12 protein-coding genes and 1 tRNA gene are annotated in these 14,016 nt (G+C 45.6%); 6 read left to right on the top strand and 7 right to left on the bottom strand.

Going from position 1 to position 14,016, the window contains the following annotated elements; all coding sequences use genetic code 11:
• Window positions 1-60 precede the first annotated feature (60 nt).
• Together bchM and nagA are read right to left on the bottom strand one after the other, a co-directional pair.
• A complete protein-coding gene (gene bchM, locus AC5I6P_RS22305) occupies window positions 61-744 on the bottom strand; it encodes a magnesium protoporphyrin IX methyltransferase (RefSeq protein ID WP_495695962.1) in 684 nt (227 codons plus the stop codon).
• 507 nt (window positions 745-1,251) lie between these two features.
• Entirely contained in the window at window positions 1,252-2,490 is a 1,239-nt protein-coding gene (nagA, locus tag AC5I6P_RS22300) for an N-acetylglucosamine-6-phosphate deacetylase (protein ID WP_495695961.1), read from the bottom strand.
• Between the two features lie 39 nt (window positions 2,491-2,529).
• Between nagA and purE the strand changes: the two genes are divergently transcribed.
• The 6 genes from purE to AC5I6P_RS22270 all read left to right on the top strand — a co-directional run bounded on the left by purE (window position 2,530) and on the right by AC5I6P_RS22270 (window position 7,033).
• Window positions 2,530-3,048, top strand: a complete 519-nt coding sequence (gene purE / locus AC5I6P_RS22295) for a 5-(carboxyamino)imidazole ribonucleotide mutase (RefSeq protein WP_495695960.1) — start codon at window positions 2,530-2,532, stop codon at window positions 3,046-3,048.
• A 109-nt stretch (window positions 3,049-3,157) separates the two neighbouring features.
• The gene (menA, locus tag AC5I6P_RS22290; protein ID WP_495695959.1) at window positions 3,158-4,063 is read left to right on the top strand and encodes a 2-carboxy-1,4-naphthoquinone phytyltransferase; all 906 of its coding nucleotides are present in this window, start codon (window positions 3,158-3,160) and stop codon (window positions 4,061-4,063) included.
• Entirely contained in the window at window positions 4,063-5,007 is a 945-nt protein-coding gene (locus AC5I6P_RS22285) for an o-succinylbenzoate synthase (RefSeq protein WP_495695958.1), read from the top strand. The genes menA and AC5I6P_RS22285 overlap by 1 nt, the downstream gene beginning before the upstream one ends.
• The gene (locus AC5I6P_RS22280; protein ID WP_495695957.1) at window positions 4,992-6,347 is read left to right on the top strand and encodes a 2-succinylbenzoate--CoA ligase; all 1,356 of its coding nucleotides are present in this window, start codon (window positions 4,992-4,994) and stop codon (window positions 6,345-6,347) included. The genes AC5I6P_RS22285 and AC5I6P_RS22280 overlap by 16 nt, the downstream gene beginning before the upstream one ends.
• A gap of 174 nt (window positions 6,348-6,521) precedes the next feature.
• The gene (locus AC5I6P_RS22275; protein WP_495695956.1) at window positions 6,522-6,854 is read left to right on the top strand and encodes a hypothetical protein; all 333 of its coding nucleotides are present in this window, start codon (window positions 6,522-6,524) and stop codon (window positions 6,852-6,854) included.
• Between the two features lie 97 nt (window positions 6,855-6,951).
• Window positions 6,952-7,033, top strand: a tRNA-Leu gene (locus AC5I6P_RS22270).
• Window positions 7,034-7,191: 158 nt separating this feature from the next.
• Here the strand turns inward: AC5I6P_RS22270 and AC5I6P_RS22265 are convergent.
• From AC5I6P_RS22265 to AC5I6P_RS22245, 5 genes are all read right to left on the bottom strand, one after another.
• The gene (locus tag AC5I6P_RS22265; RefSeq protein ID WP_495695955.1) at window positions 7,192-8,553 is read right to left on the bottom strand and encodes a TniQ family protein; all 1,362 of its coding nucleotides are present in this window, start codon (window positions 8,551-8,553) and stop codon (window positions 7,192-7,194) included.
• 24 nt (window positions 8,554-8,577) lie between these two features.
• Window positions 8,578-9,489 (bottom strand): TniQ family protein, encoded by a 912-nt coding sequence (locus AC5I6P_RS22260; RefSeq protein ID WP_495695954.1) that lies wholly within the window; start codon window positions 9,487-9,489, stop codon window positions 8,578-8,580.
• On the bottom strand, window positions 9,476-10,597 hold the full coding sequence (locus AC5I6P_RS22255) for an ATP-binding protein (protein ID WP_495695953.1): 1,122 nt from the start codon (window positions 10,595-10,597) through the stop codon (window positions 9,476-9,478). The genes AC5I6P_RS22260 and AC5I6P_RS22255 overlap by 14 nt, the downstream gene beginning before the upstream one ends.
• A 2-nt stretch (window positions 10,598-10,599) precedes the next feature.
• Window positions 10,600-13,356, bottom strand: coding sequence for a TnsB C-terminal domain-containing protein (locus tag AC5I6P_RS22250; RefSeq protein ID WP_495695952.1), 2,757 nt, complete (start codon window positions 13,354-13,356; stop codon window positions 10,600-10,602).
• Between the two features lie 343 nt (window positions 13,357-13,699).
• Entirely contained in the window at window positions 13,700-13,879 is a 180-nt protein-coding gene (locus tag AC5I6P_RS22245) for a hypothetical protein (protein ID WP_495695951.1), read from the bottom strand.
• Window positions 13,880-14,016: the final 137 nt, after the last annotated feature.

Here is a 14,016-nt window from a genome sequence, read left to right as displayed (position 1 = left end):
CGGTTTAGGTTTAGCGTATTCAGCCCAACTTCACACAATTATCAACACAACCTAACCTTGCTACTCTTTAACTGCTTCTAACATCCGCGAGAAATAGAATCGCGTACTAGTCATAGCCTTGCGCCCAATCGTGAATCCGCATTCTTCTAGCACGCGAATTACATCAGCTTCGCGGTGCTGATAGGCGCGAGTTGTCTTGCTCGGGCCGGGAAAAAACTCACCAATCTTTTTCAAGATCGTCAGCAGAAACGTCTTTGGCGCGAAACTAAGGACAATCCGGTGCTCTGCCAAACTCGCCAAATGCTTGATCATATCCATTGCTTGTTCTGCCGGGTAATGAATTAACACATCCAAACAGACAACCGTGTGATAGGTTCCGGTTAAGTCTTCTAGGTCGCTGACCGAGAACGTTGGATTATCCCTCAACCCGATCGCCGTTGCTCTATCCTTTCCTTCACCGACCATCTTCTCGGAAATATCACTCGAAAAGACCTTGGCTCCTTCCTGAGCCAACGGAATGCTGAGGCTACCGACCCCGCATCCTGCATCGCAAATTGTCAATTGGGAAAGATTGCCATCAGCTTTAAGCCAGCCTAACAACGTGTCTACCGTTTGCTGATGCCCAGTGCGGATGTCAAGCTGAACTTTATTAACGTCACCATCTCCATAAATTCGCTGCCAGCGATCGAAGCCCGTCGCGTTGAAATAGTCGCGCACCTCAGTCTTATCATCCGTCCCGTTCATAGACTTGTTTATGCTTATTTTCACCAAGCTTTATGGTAGTACTTATGGGACACGAATAAAAAACGCCCCATACGTGAATTACGGAGCGTTTCTCAATTTCATATTTAAAGTATGAAAGCTGTTTCCTGGATACGGGATAAATCGCCTGCAAACGTGAGGTTCTGATAAACTTTTTGTGTAGCTTAAGCTACGGCAGCATCTTCTCAGTTATCCTACGGACAGGCAAAACCTGAACAACCTCGCGCAGATGCCTACAATACCACGGTAGTCTGCGGGCGGCTGCGAAGGAACTTTTGCTTTGACAAGTCAATCTGAGTATCTTGGGGGCACCTGAACCGTGCCCCGTTTTTTTATAAAGATTTATTCAGCTCAATGCTCTAAAGACCGTTTGCGTCAGGTCTGGTTAGACGTTATCCCTTGCACCCTGAAGACAGAATGATAGCATCGCAAAATAACAATCGTGCGCGGGGCTAACATAACCTGAATTCTACGTCTTTGGCTTAAAAACTACGGGTTCGTATCAGACAGAATTTTATCTGGCACACAAGATTTAATTTCTTGAAAGCATTGCGAAGCTACAAGTTCAGGTGTGATGCGCTGCCAACTTAGGCTATCGGTTTTGTCATCCAGGGCCCAACGAATGAGATGAGCAGGCTGGTGAAGGTAAGTTGAGAGACCAATGGCACGTCTTGGAGCAGTTGTCGCTAATGCGATCGCGGTTTCGACATCACAAATCTTCCATTGAACCAAGTTCTGCACTCCCTTTAGAAGAGATAACGTCGTTCCTGCAAGGGTGCCATCTAGCAAGCGTGCCGTTCCTTCAATCACTTCTATTTCTCGCGAATCCCAGGGGTATCGACCATCGGGTAAACCGAGAGGTGCGAGGGCATCACTGACCAGAAATGCGCCTTCATCGTAGCGGCTGGCTTTCAAGAACACATCCAGCATGATTTTAGAAACATGTTGTCCATCGGCGATGAAACCGCATTGTACGGTCGGAGCCGCGATCGCGGCTCCCAGTAATCCGGGTTCTCGGTGATGCAAACTGGGCATTGCGTTAAATGCATGAGTCACCATCGATGCGCCTCCAGCAAAGGCTTGCTGCGCTTGCTTGGCGCTTGCTTGAGAATGACCCAAGCTAACGATAATGCCAAGCGAACGAAGGTAAGCGATCGCTTCTCCCGTCGGATCAAGTTCGGGGGCAAGCGTCACGACTTTGACAATAGAGGCATAATCGCCCAGAACTCGCTGAATCTGCTCGACGGTCAACGGCAGTAAATACTCTTCAGGATGCGCCCCACGTTTCTGCGGATTTAGGAACGGTCCTTCAAGGTGGACGCCAAGGATTTGGGAAGAAGAGGCGTGTCCGAAATCAGATGCACCCCTTTGAAGCTTTGCAGAGCTAATCGTGGCGAGAGCGCGCTGAATATTGGCAATGGAGGTAGTCACAAGGGTTGGCAGAAATCCGTCAACACCTTGATTCCAAAGGAATTGACCGATTGCTGCTAATTGATCAACGTTGCTGGAATTGAGATCGGGAAAGGCTAAACCTAACGCTCCGTTGATTTGTAAATCAACTCCACCGAGAGAAACCCAATCGCCTGCAACATCGAGAACGGGCAAATCGGGGGCAATTAGTGCGGTTTCTTCAGAAACCGCACTAATTGCCCCGTCTTGAATCCAAATTTGCTGTACGCCCTGGAAATGCGGCACACGAGCATTGATAATCAAAAAGCTATCGGTCATCCGCTTTTAGCGATTGCAACAACGTATGTCTTCAATTCTATGACTCAACCTTTGATTGGCATCATTATGGGCAGCGATTCAGATTTGCCGACCATGCAAGCTGCGGTCGCGGTCTGCGAGGAGTTTAACATTCCTTATGAAGTTGAAATTGTCTCGGCTCACCGCACGCCAGAACGAATGGTGGACTATGCTAAGCAAGCCCATCAGCGAGGACTCAAAGTGATCATTGCAGGGGCAGGCGGAGCCGCGCATTTACCGGGAATGGTAGCATCACTGACGCCGCTTCCGGTGATTGGAGTTCCGGTGCAGACTCGTCAGCTTGGAGGGATTGATTCGCTCTATTCTATTGTGCAAATGCCTGCTGGAATTCCGGTGGCAACGGTTGCGATCGGAAATGCAAAAAACGCTGGCCTGTTAGCGGTTCAAATCTTGGGAAGTCACGATCCCCATCTGTTATTAAAAATTCAAACTTACCGTCAGAGTTTGACAGATATGGTGCGAGAGAAACAGGCAAAGTTGAATGAAATAGGGTATCAACAATACCTCAAGGACATGTAACGTTTCTATAACCGATTAGAAGATTTTTCAAACCTGAATGGGAGACTGGAAAGAATGTTTGACTAGTGTTTTATTTGACTAGCGTTTGAGGAAAATAGGAGTAGTGCGAATGACCACGAGGACGATCGAGCCTGTAAATCGAAAACTCTGGTACGCCGCGATTAAGCCACCCATGTACAGCGTTGCCATCATGCCCATTTGGGTTGGTTCTGCTGTTGCATTTGCTGAAACAAAAGCATTCAATTCTTCAATCTTCTTCACGTTTCTGCTCTCAGCGATTCTAATTTTGGCTTGGGAAAACTTTAGCAATGACGTTTTTGACTCTGAAACGGGAGTTGATGTCAATAAAGCCAATTCGCTCGTGAATATGACGGGGAATAAATCGCTAATCTTTTGGGTTAGCAATTTTTGTTTAGCGCTGGGACTAGCAGGCATTAGCGCGATCGCACTTCAACAAAAGGATTTCACCGTAATTGGCTTAATTCTGCTCTGTTGTGGAATTGGTTATGTCTATCAAGGGCCTCCCTTCCGTCTCAGTTACAAGGGACTTGGCGAACCATTATGTTTTGTCGCATTTGGTCCATTAGCCTTTTCTGCTGCCTATTACAGCCAAACAAAAGCTTGGTCAAATACAAATCTTGCTGCCTCGATCGTGGTAGGTATTGCGACTAGTTTGATTTTATTTTGTTCGCATTTCAACCAAGTCAAAGATGATGCGGCGATCAACAAAAAATCTCCTGTCGTCAGGCTGGGAAGTAAACGAGCAGCGGCGTTGCTCCCGTGGATTTGCAGCAGCATTTATGCACTCACGGTTTTGTTTGTGATTCTAAAGGTCTTTCCGTTTTGGGCGTTGTTGTCGATGTTGAGTTTGCCTGTTGCAAAGCGGCTTTGTCACGTGATTGGAACGCAGTATGACCAACCCCACAAGCTTACATTTTGTCGATTAATTGCCGTTGAACTGCATTTTTGGAGTGGATTGCTGTTGGGATTAGGCTTCTTTTTACCGTGGGTGTAATGCGGTTTGAATTTCGACCCTACTGTCGTACGTTCCGTCCTCCTCTGCTGACTAGTCATGGAGCTTGGCACGTCCGCAAGGGCATCATTTTGCGGCTGAGCGACGATCAAACCGTTAGGTTTGGAGAAATTGCACCGTTGGAGTGGTTTGGTTCAGAGACGTTTGAAGCCGCGATCGCATTCTGCCAATCCTTGCCTACAGCGATCAATGACGCGCTCATTCGCGCAATTCCCAATGATTTACCTGCATGTCAGTTTGGGTTTGAGAGTGCTCAACCTCGATCGACTCGAAGCGTGAAGCATAGTCTGAGCGCGTTGCTACCGACCGGAGAACAAGCTTGTTCCGCTTGGCAAGACCTTTGGCAGCAGGGCTATTGCACCTTCAAATGGAAGATTGGAGTAAACGCGATCGCAGATGAACTGCAAACGTTAGAACGATTAGTAGAATTAATTCCTGACACTGCTAAGTTGAGACTCGATGCGAATGCAGGACTCAACCTCATTGAAACGCAACAGTGGTTAGACCGATGCGATTCGTTGAACAAAGCTCTGACAGATCACCACATCATCGAGTTTATAGAACAGCCGCTTCCGATTAATCAATTTGAAACAATGTTAGCGCTGAGTCACCACTACACAACTGCGATCGCGCTAGATGAATCAGTCGCAACATTTGAGCAACTGCAAGCTTGTTATGAAAATGGGTGGCGAGGAATTTTTGTGATTAAAGCCGCGATTGCAGGATTTCCGTCGCGGTTACATCAGTTTTGTCAACATCACAACATTGATGCTGTGTTTTCCTCGGTGTTTGAAACCGCGATCGCACGTTATGCCAGCTTAAAACTCGCATCAGAATTATCCCATCGTGCCGCTGGCTATGGTATAACGCACTGGTTTAATGAGTTGATGATGGAAGACTTTGAGGAATTATGGCAACGCCTCTAACGCTGCTTGAACACTGGGCTAAACAGTCGTGGCTAATTGGTTACGATGCTGAAGCATTACTACAATTAGCCCAACAACGGTATCAGGAACTGCGTCGCTATTCAACTCCAACAATCTTTCTAGCTGAATCAGATCCGCTCCACTTTTTAGCAGGATTTGTGGCGGCTTGCTCCGTTCCCTGTCGTGTGTTTCTCTGCAATCCAAATTGGGGCGGCTCTGAATGGCAGCAGGTCTTCCAGTTGGCGAAGCCCACTGTAATTTGGGGCAAGGTGACAACAGATTATGCAACTTATGCAACAAATGCCTTCGGAAACGCTTCGCAAGGAGCAGATGGAGCGGATGGACATTCAACGCTAATTATGATTGCGACGGGTGGAACGTCGGGAAATATTCGGTTTGCTATGCATACTTGGGAAACCTTAAGCGCTTCGGTGCAAGGATTTCGAGATTATTTTGGCTGTGATGCTGTTAATTCATTTTGTCTATTGCCGCTCTATCATGTGAGCGGATTGATGCAAGTGATGCGATCGCTGCTCTCGAGCGGCAAGCTGATCATTTTGCCTTGGAAAGCGGTTGAAGCAGGACAGCGGCTTGAGGCTGAAGGCTTTTTTCTCTCGCTTGTGCCGACCCAACTTCAGCGCCTTTTACCGTCCTCGGCATCTTGGTTATGCCAATTTCGAGCGATTTTATTGGGCGGTGCGCCTGCTTGGGATGCTCTGTTAAAAGAGGCGCGATCGCTGCGTCTTCCCCTTGCCCCGACCTATGGCATGACCGAAACGGCGTCTCAAATTGCAACGCTCAAGCCAATGGATTTCTTAAACGGTCAAGGTGGCTGTGGGCGCGTGCTTCCTCATGCTCAAATCGAAATTCTGAACCATAAAATCTCCATTCAGTCTCAGTCCTTAATGTTGGGCTATTATCCAAATTTTGATCGACGTTCCAATTACAAGCCAGATGACTTAGGCTACATCGATGAGCAAGGATTTTTACACATCGTTGGGCGAGCGGGCAACAAGATTATTACGGGTGGTGAGAACGTATTTCCATCAGAAGTAGAATCTGCGATTCGATCAACAGAGTTAGTAAAAGATGTAGCGGTTTTGGGAATTGGCGATCGCAGGTGGGGACAAGCGATCGTAGCTGTCTATGTTCCTCAGTTTGAGATCTCTTCTAGTCAAGTTCAGCAGAGACTAGATGGAAAATTGAGTCGTTATAAATATCCAAAGCACTGGATTGCAGTTAAACAACTTCCTAGAAATGCTCAAGGCAAAATGAATCAAGGGCAATTACAGCAAGTGGTGAGGAATGCTCTCAATCATTCCCAAATTCCCTTGCGATAAAGGTCGTCTCCGATTCTCACCGCCCTCACGTCGCTTCTACTGTAGTTTGACAAAGATGTAGTTTGACAAAGAACTGTAGTTTGATAAAGAACTTTCAGAAATCGAGTACAGTCTACGAATCGCGTACTACACTTGTATTATATCCTTGTCCATATCTACTTAGGAGACGAAGCAATGCCTACCTTAACTCGCACCAGCACCACCGAAATGGAAGTCACCAGCATCCGCTTGGAAAAAGACTTAAAAGAACAACTCAAGACGCTCTCTGGCAATCAAGGATATCAAGCGTTGATTCGAGATATTTTGTGGAAGTACGTGCATCAGCGATCAGGCGACTTTACGCCGCAACTGTCTGCCAATGATATTCGAGCCACGATCTCAGCGATCGCTCAGCAAGAAGAGCGCTGCGCTATTACAGGAACGCCGATCCAATCCGGCGAAGAAATGCTATTAGGATTCACCATCGAAGGCAATTTGATTCCGCTCAGTTTGGGCAGCTTGGGTTAGAAGGAGTTGGAATATGGGAATTGGGGCGAACAGAGTTTGCTTTTTTGCCTCAGTTTTGTTCCCAATTTCCCCTACCCTGATATGATGGATGTCATGCGCGGATGTGGCGGAATTGGTAGACGCGCCAGATTTAGGTTCTGGTTTCGCAAGAAGTGAAGGTTCAAGTCCTTTCATCCGCATACTGAATCAGAGATATTGGATTAGGCAAGCTACGACTTTAACCATAAGTTGGACATCCGTTCATCTTATGCTTCAAAAGTCGTCTGTTCATCTTATGCTTCAAAAAGAACTTAAAGGTTCTTAACTAAGTTTTTTGAAGACACTTTTACATGAGGAGTTAAGAATTTTTAAGTCCTAGTTCTTGTCGAGTTGACTCTAGTACGGCGACAACAGCAGGTTCACGAAAATATGCTGGCTTGCTTAGGTACCTGGATATGTAGCTGCGTGTAGGATCAATACCTTCACCATAAAGTTTGAGAGCAATCTGACGTACCTCTTGGCAAGACTCTTGAACTTTTGCAGCACGAACCTGATCTCGGTAATTTAAGTACCGAGCCGAGATAGCAGAACACAGTTCTGGAAATCGGCGTCGGAGCGATCGGGAATTGTGTCCCAACGTTTGGGCAACAGCCTTCATAGTTGGAGGAGGTTCTTCTATAAGGGCAGATTGCAAGAATTCTTGTACTTGATCAGTATCAAGCTGTTGTTTAGGTTTTTGAGAAGGGAAGTCTCGCTTTACCAAAATGGCTAACGAATCGCGTGTGTTAGTTAAAGATTCTGGATTAAACAAGAAATTTAGTAGGTCTATCTCTAAAATTTGACAGATTTTGAGAAGCATTGACAATTGAGGCAAGGCTTTGCCCGACTTCCACTGCCATACTGCACTTTTGTGTGTTCCTAATTGACGAGCGAACTCAGCAATATTCCCTTCGACGGTGCGCGAGATACAAACAGAGAGCGAACGAGAAATTCGCTCCCTAGTAGGTGCTTTTAATAAGCTAGGAGCAGTTTCGAGTAATTTCCCTACATTCTCTAAAACCCATCTTTGCCATTTTAGTTCGTCGGGATTTGTTGTTAAGGTAGCTACTTCCGGAGTAAGAGTTGTACCTAACCATTGGTAGCATCTAGAACAGTATCCAGGTTTAGAATGCCACGCCAATGCGGGTAGTTGGCGTTGGCATTTTGGGCAACATGAGCGCAGTTGCTGCCGATGTTTTAAGCAGATTGAGACCGTTTCTAGTGCCCATAGGAGTGGCTCATAGATAGGTTTCTGATTGTGTTGCCACTCATTGTAGCAACTAGGACACCAAGCACGGATACGTCGTAATAAACCTTTCGGCGGCAAAATGTCAGCCCACGACAAGAGGGTTAGATATCTGAGATCGAGACGTAGGGTTTGATACTCCAGTGCTTGAACCAATTCCAATGCCATACGTCCGGTGCTATTTAGACTTTCTGTAGAGCTACTTGTCTGATGTAAGTAGCTTTTTCCGTGAGATTTGCTAGCCAAAGATTTAAGTTCATTGGCAATTAAATCTCCAGGCGAGACGCAGTGTGCTTCTGCTAGCCGAGCCATGTATCCAGTCAAGCTCTCAACCCAAGGAGTTCCGACTCCTATCGGTTGCAAACTGTAAAGACGACTGCGAGGTGGACTAGCAGGATATATGAGATCCCAATGTTCAGCAATGGGTGAAGTCATTGTGAGATTTATAAGTGAGATTTCTTAATGAGCCCAATGAGCGAATGTTTCAAGCAGGTTCCATTGAGGGTGTTGAATTGATTGAGGCGAGATTATTGGGTAGGGTTTCTCTTTGTCACTCAGCACCCCAGCGATCGCTCTCCTTGTTTCTAGCGATGGAATGGTAGGTGTAACGCTTAGTACCTCTGCTATTTGCTTTGCAACCCAAAGGTGCCAATCCAACTCTGCCTCAATCAAATGTTCCGCTTCTGAAGTTTGACCTGGACGCACATCAAGCCAACCTAAACAACCAGAACATTGCCCTACCTGCATTCTTCCTGTAATAGGTCGTTGAGTCTTCTTACAGTTTGGGCAACAGAATTGCAACGGTTGACCATGATGAAGACAAACAGTAACAGCAGCAATTGACCAAAGTAGAGGTTCATAAATAGGTTGCTTAGCATTACGCCAAGCTTGAAAACATTCTGGACACCAAGCTCGGACTTCTCGTGCCAATTCGACTTTGCTTTGCTTTGCTTGAAAAGGTTTATTCATCCAGTCTGGAATCGTAAGGGGTTGCAGGTTCTCTCTTAGAGTTAAAACCTTGAGTCCCTCAAGATATTGCCAAGCTAAAAGCCCATATTCATTAGGATTTCTCTTATAAACTGGCTTTGCAAAAGAAGAAACTGAAACTAGACCCCCCTCTTCTCTGACTTCATGAACTGCTCCTAAACCTATGCTGTAGTTTTGTCTGAAGCTAGGCAATATTTCTTGCTTAATTAATATAGCTGGGGAGACACAATGCGCTTTAGCTAATCGACAAATATAGCTAACTAACCCTTCAATATATGGAGTACCCTCCGCAATTGGTTCTAAGTAGTAGAGCTTACTGCGTTCTGGAGTAGCTGGTAGAACTAAATCCCATGAATCGTAGGACTTCAATTCATGGATTAGCATATTGGTTTTTCCCAACAGGGCGGCGTTGGGGGAGAGGTTTGCCTATGTCTTGGGTTTTCTTTGTTCTGGATTTTTTTTGTTCGGTGGGACTTTCCGCTTTAGACGAAGCAAGTAAATCTAATCCTAGGCTGGCACGCAGTTCGTTCCGAATTTCTGCTCTAGGCGTCAACTTCTGCTCCTCTTCCTTTGCTTCGGATAGCATAATCATGCATTGCTCCATTGACCAAGCATGATGTTCCAAATCTTCAGCTGTTAAAGTAGCTGCATTTGGATCTTTTTCCAGAACAGCATTTAAGGTGCGTGATAGCCAGTCCTTCAGAATGCCCACACAGCCAATACTACGTTCATAACAAAACTCCCATAAACCCAGTAAATCGGGAGTTTCTGGCAGGGGAAGGTAAAACTGGAGGGTTTGCACAATGCCCTGAAACGTTTCCCGATCCTGAGTAGATTCTGCATAGTAGCGAGGGAGATGAATATCAGTACTACGTCTGCACAATTGAGCACTCAAGTTCCGTAGCATTAAAAGCTCATATGTGCCACAAAGAACAAACCGGGTTTGAGCAATATTTGCGAGGGATTTGATGCAGTCAGTTTGATCACGTAGCTTGCGTCCGCTCACCACCTTGCCCAAATTTTGCGCCTCATCGACAAAAAATGCATCAGGCTTTCGATTGCTTAGGGCAGACTCTAATGCCAAACGAAGTTTAAGCTTTGAATTGGTACGATTAATCTTCTTGTCAATCATCGGCTCATTAAGAGCCATAAGTCCGCGTACATAAAAATCTTTCCAATCAAAATTGCTAAATTCTGGAGCGATCGCTTCGATTCCGGCAACTGGAATATACCCCTTATCAATTTCCATCCGAGGTAACGCTGCTTCAATTAGTTCTTTTCTAACCTTCCTTAATAAGGTGGATTTGCCAACCCCTGTTGGTCCAAAGACAAAGATTAGAGAGGCTCCAGCAGGTTGATGAATTGAGAGCATCAACTGTTGAGCGGCATCTTTAAGCTTAGGATGAGGCATTGTATAGCTCTGAAAATAGGCAACTCTATCAGCAATGGGTTGATTTAATAACTCTCGCGGAAAGCCTTTTTGGAACTGCATAATTACCACTCTCCGTAGAATTCCAAATTGCTAGAACTACTATCAGAATTAGGCTCATTTGTCTCTAGTCGTTCATCAAGCAGCGGTTCCCTATCTGATAGACCATCTGCAGTAACAGGACTCGAAGGAACTACTGAATCAACAGAGCAATCAGTTTCAACAGCTGTAATTGCCTGCACTACTTGCTTGTTCTCAGAAGCTTTTAGGCGTTGTTCCAAAAACTTACCTTCCTTGGCTTCAACAGAGTTTAAAAACTGCACCAGTTCCTTGTCGGAGGTGATCACATTCCGTCCTTGATCTCGCTTACGTTTTACTAATTCTGCACTGACCAAACGGATTTCTTTTTCGGAACGTCCCTGAAGATACTGGTAGCAATCAGAAACACACTCCACCCACTGCCCCCGCACCAATGCGTAGGCAATACTGGCATCAAAAGGTTCATACCGCACTTCAACCTTTGACTGCTCAATTTCTGGGTCACGGAAAGTATTCGACCAATAGTAAATGTTATTAATTTTGATGCCTCGCCCCGGTTGTACCTTCCGGTTTCCTCGTTCTGGAGCTGGCAAAGTCAGAATTCGGAAGGTTTTGTCATATTCCACTCGGCGGCAAGTTCGGCTACCGCCAATGGCTAAACCATCATTGAAGGCTTCACGGGGGCTTTGTCCTAGTGTTGGATGCTGTCGCTTATCGTAGACTTCATATGCCCAGTGGCAGAAAGCTTCATACAACTCACCCAGTGTCCAAACTGCCTGGCTCTCAGGTTTGACAGATTTTGTAACTTTGCGGTGCAAACGTTTAATTTGAGTATTACCACGTAACTCATGAACAAATTGAGTGTTAGCAGTACCAAACAAACGCTCTACGACAAAGCCATATCTAGCATCTGCTGGAGGACGGTGTTTTTTCGTGCAAGCAAAATATGCTAGTAGTTGTTCAAAATAGTTGCTGTGGAATTCTGGGCCATTATCTACCACGATTGACTGAGGAAATCGTTTGAAACGTTGAACACAGATACGCAATACGGACATGCAGGAACGGTAGCTGGGTTCCTCGTAACTCAAATAGACTGCTAAGAGACGACGGCTATAAGCATCAACCATGAATGTCGCCCAAGGTCTTCCTAAATTAGGAAGACCTGAATTACCGGAGTTGAAATTGCATTGAGTAAGGGAAGTCAACGAAATAGCCAGTTCAACGTCAATTTCGGTATGGTCAATGTGAATAATTTCAAAGGGGCGATCGCCATGTCGAGGAGTGGTTAATTCCAACTGCAAATAAGTAGGACGTTCCTGGATAGCTGCCCGTCGCCCTTCCCGTTTTGCCGTTTGTTCCATGCCGGAGCGGCGCTTGATCTCCTTATAGAAGGTTGTAGAACTAGGAGGAGTAAGTTTAGGTTGATGGGCTTCACAAGCAGCAACTAAAGACTCGTAGACTCGCCACCTTCTACGATGCTTCAGGGTTTCGTAGTTTTCCTTGATAAATTTAATCATGAATTCTCGAACAGGCTCACCAAGTTTGCTCGTTCGGTTCCCTTTTGCATAATTAATTGGTAGGAGTCCGACATATCCACTGCCATAGGCTGCCTCTGCTTGACGGTACTGAATTCGCCAACGACGAATGGTGCTAGAAGGTGTAGGTGGAGCATCTGGGTTGAGATAAGGCTGAATTTGCTCATACCTTCGATTTGCTTCGGCAATGTCCCCAGGCTTAGCACGCCGCAGAATTTCTTGAATTTTGTCCTGACGAGTTGTGTCTTCAGTTTCGGTTAGGGCAGTAATTTTGCCTTGCTGAATGAGACTTTCAACGGTTCCATTTGGTAGCTCTACGAACTGGTTATCTGCTCTAAGTAGTCCGGTTGTAGTACTTCCAGTATTAACGACTTCCCAGCACTCGCCATCCCAAACAAGAGAAGCCCCAACTGTTATAGAAATGATTTGTGAGTGATTTGGAAGGGATAGAGCAACTTCTGTAGCACGCTGATAAGCAAAGGCAGTTGCTTGATCAGAAAAGACTTGGACGCGATCGGGTTCTGCTAATCGAGCAGCATGGAGATCGACATACAGTGAGTCAGTTGCAATTAAGGTATAGATATCGTCTGGGTTAGCTTGCCGGAGTAATTCTGCTAGCGTAATGCCCTCTTCATCGGAAACCTGCTTAAGCAGGTTTTGCACAGCTTCTTCACTAAGCTCTGAACTATCTAGGTGAAAATAATCTTCCAGCCAAGCGAAGTTTTGTTGAAAAATCCAGTTTATTTCGGAATCTGACCGTACTTTAAAAAACAAGCCATATCGTGCTGCGTAGGTTTCAGCGGGAGGACAATGCCATTGGCTCTGCTCATCTTGTTGATAACGGTTGGGGCTATCCTCTATTAACTTGATAAGCTCTTGCTCAGTCTTGCATTCCTCCCAACCCGCAGAATCTTTTCGGATGATGAAAAAATCTGGTGTGTATGGATGCCGGTTACGCCGCCCATTCTTGGATAGGTAGTCAAGCTCAATAGGTATAGGTTGGTCGTAATACTCCAAAACGTTGGAATCATGCTCTAGCTCATATATTCGCGCTAACTCGTTGCGGTGTGATTCAAATTGAATGGTAAAGCCCATTTTGTGGCTAGGGTAATTGCCAACAACATTTCCCCGACGGCTCTGCACTCGACGTGAAGGAGCAGAGTTGCGAACCCCTTCAATGACGGCACGGGTTGTTTGACTAACACCAAGACTCTGACACCAGTTATCAAAACTCTTTGCGTCAAGCATACTTTGAGTCCTACTGCTCAGGAGTACGCGAAATTGGAGTACAGATGTACAGTTTTGACAATGATATCAGATTTTCTTCTGGATGGAACTATCGAAGTTTACTGTCTTTGCTTAACGAACGTAGCTGTTTTGGAAGTGGCTTAGACAAGGGCGAGCAGCGCCTTGTCGTTATCTCGCAGACTACCAGTTTTGCAGCAATCTATTGCGGATGGAAAGACATCCAATCGTCCCACGATGATGGCGATATTAAAATTTATCGCTCATCTGGCGTTACCGTCTCTGAAAACGCTCAATACCTATTTTGAATGTTGAGACCAATATGTTCATAAGTTCAAGGGCATTTCTAATCGTAAGTGATACGAATGTCATTTTCAGCACGATGAGATAGGTCTTGAACGAGCTTGAGTTCTAGGGTCAATCCATTTAATGCTCTAAACCAGTGGGTTGTACAAATATTGAATGCGGCGTTTCCAGCCGCAGATGTGAGTGAGAGATGAACAGGCTGCAGCAATTCGACTGGCATAGTGTGTATTTACAATTTGTTGATTTACTTTTTCTACATGTTTTTATGTATTCTTCCTCATCTGCCGCTTACGTGTGCCTCTTGTTTGTTGATGTTATCAATAGTTTGATCGCTCCAGTGCCGCTAGCTATTCTAAT

It is taken from the genome of Myxacorys sp., assembly GCF_059501405.1.
The sequence above is the reverse complement of the archived record's forward strand: the minus strand, read 5'-3'. Positions and strand labels throughout refer to the sequence as shown.

Bases quoted from the DNA above. Each gene is read 5' to 3' on its own strand.
- bchM (WP_495695962.1), bottom strand. From the start codon at position 744: ATGAACGGGACGGATGATAAGACTGAGGTGCGCGACTATTTCAACGCG.
- nagA (WP_495695961.1), bottom strand. From the start codon at position 2,490: ATGACCGATAGCTTTTTGATTATCAATGCTCGTGTGCCGCATTTCCAG.
- purE (WP_495695960.1), top strand. From the start codon at position 2,530: ATGACTCAACCTTTGATTGGCATCATTATGGGCAGCGATTCAGATTTG.
- menA (WP_495695959.1), top strand. From the start codon at position 3,158: ATGACCACGAGGACGATCGAGCCTGTAAATCGAAAACTCTGGTACGCC.
- AC5I6P_RS22285 (WP_495695958.1), top strand. From the start codon at position 4,063: ATGCGGTTTGAATTTCGACCCTACTGTCGTACGTTCCGTCCTCCTCTG.
- AC5I6P_RS22280 (WP_495695957.1), top strand. From the start codon at position 4,992: ATGGCAACGCCTCTAACGCTGCTTGAACACTGGGCTAAACAGTCGTGG.
- AC5I6P_RS22275 (WP_495695956.1), top strand. From the start codon at position 6,522: ATGCCTACCTTAACTCGCACCAGCACCACCGAAATGGAAGTCACCAGC.
- AC5I6P_RS22265 (WP_495695955.1), bottom strand. From the start codon at position 8,553: ATGACTTCACCCATTGCTGAACATTGGGATCTCATATATCCTGCTAGT.
- AC5I6P_RS22260 (WP_495695954.1), bottom strand. From the start codon at position 9,489: ATGCTAATCCATGAATTGAAGTCCTACGATTCATGGGATTTAGTTCTA.
- AC5I6P_RS22255 (WP_495695953.1), bottom strand. From the start codon at position 10,597: ATGCAGTTCCAAAAAGGCTTTCCGCGAGAGTTATTAAATCAACCCATT.
- AC5I6P_RS22250 (WP_495695952.1), bottom strand. From the start codon at position 13,356: ATGCTTGACGCAAAGAGTTTTGATAACTGGTGTCAGAGTCTTGGTGTT.
- AC5I6P_RS22245 (WP_495695951.1), bottom strand. From the start codon at position 13,879: ATGCCAGTCGAATTGCTGCAGCCTGTTCATCTCTCACTCACATCTGCG.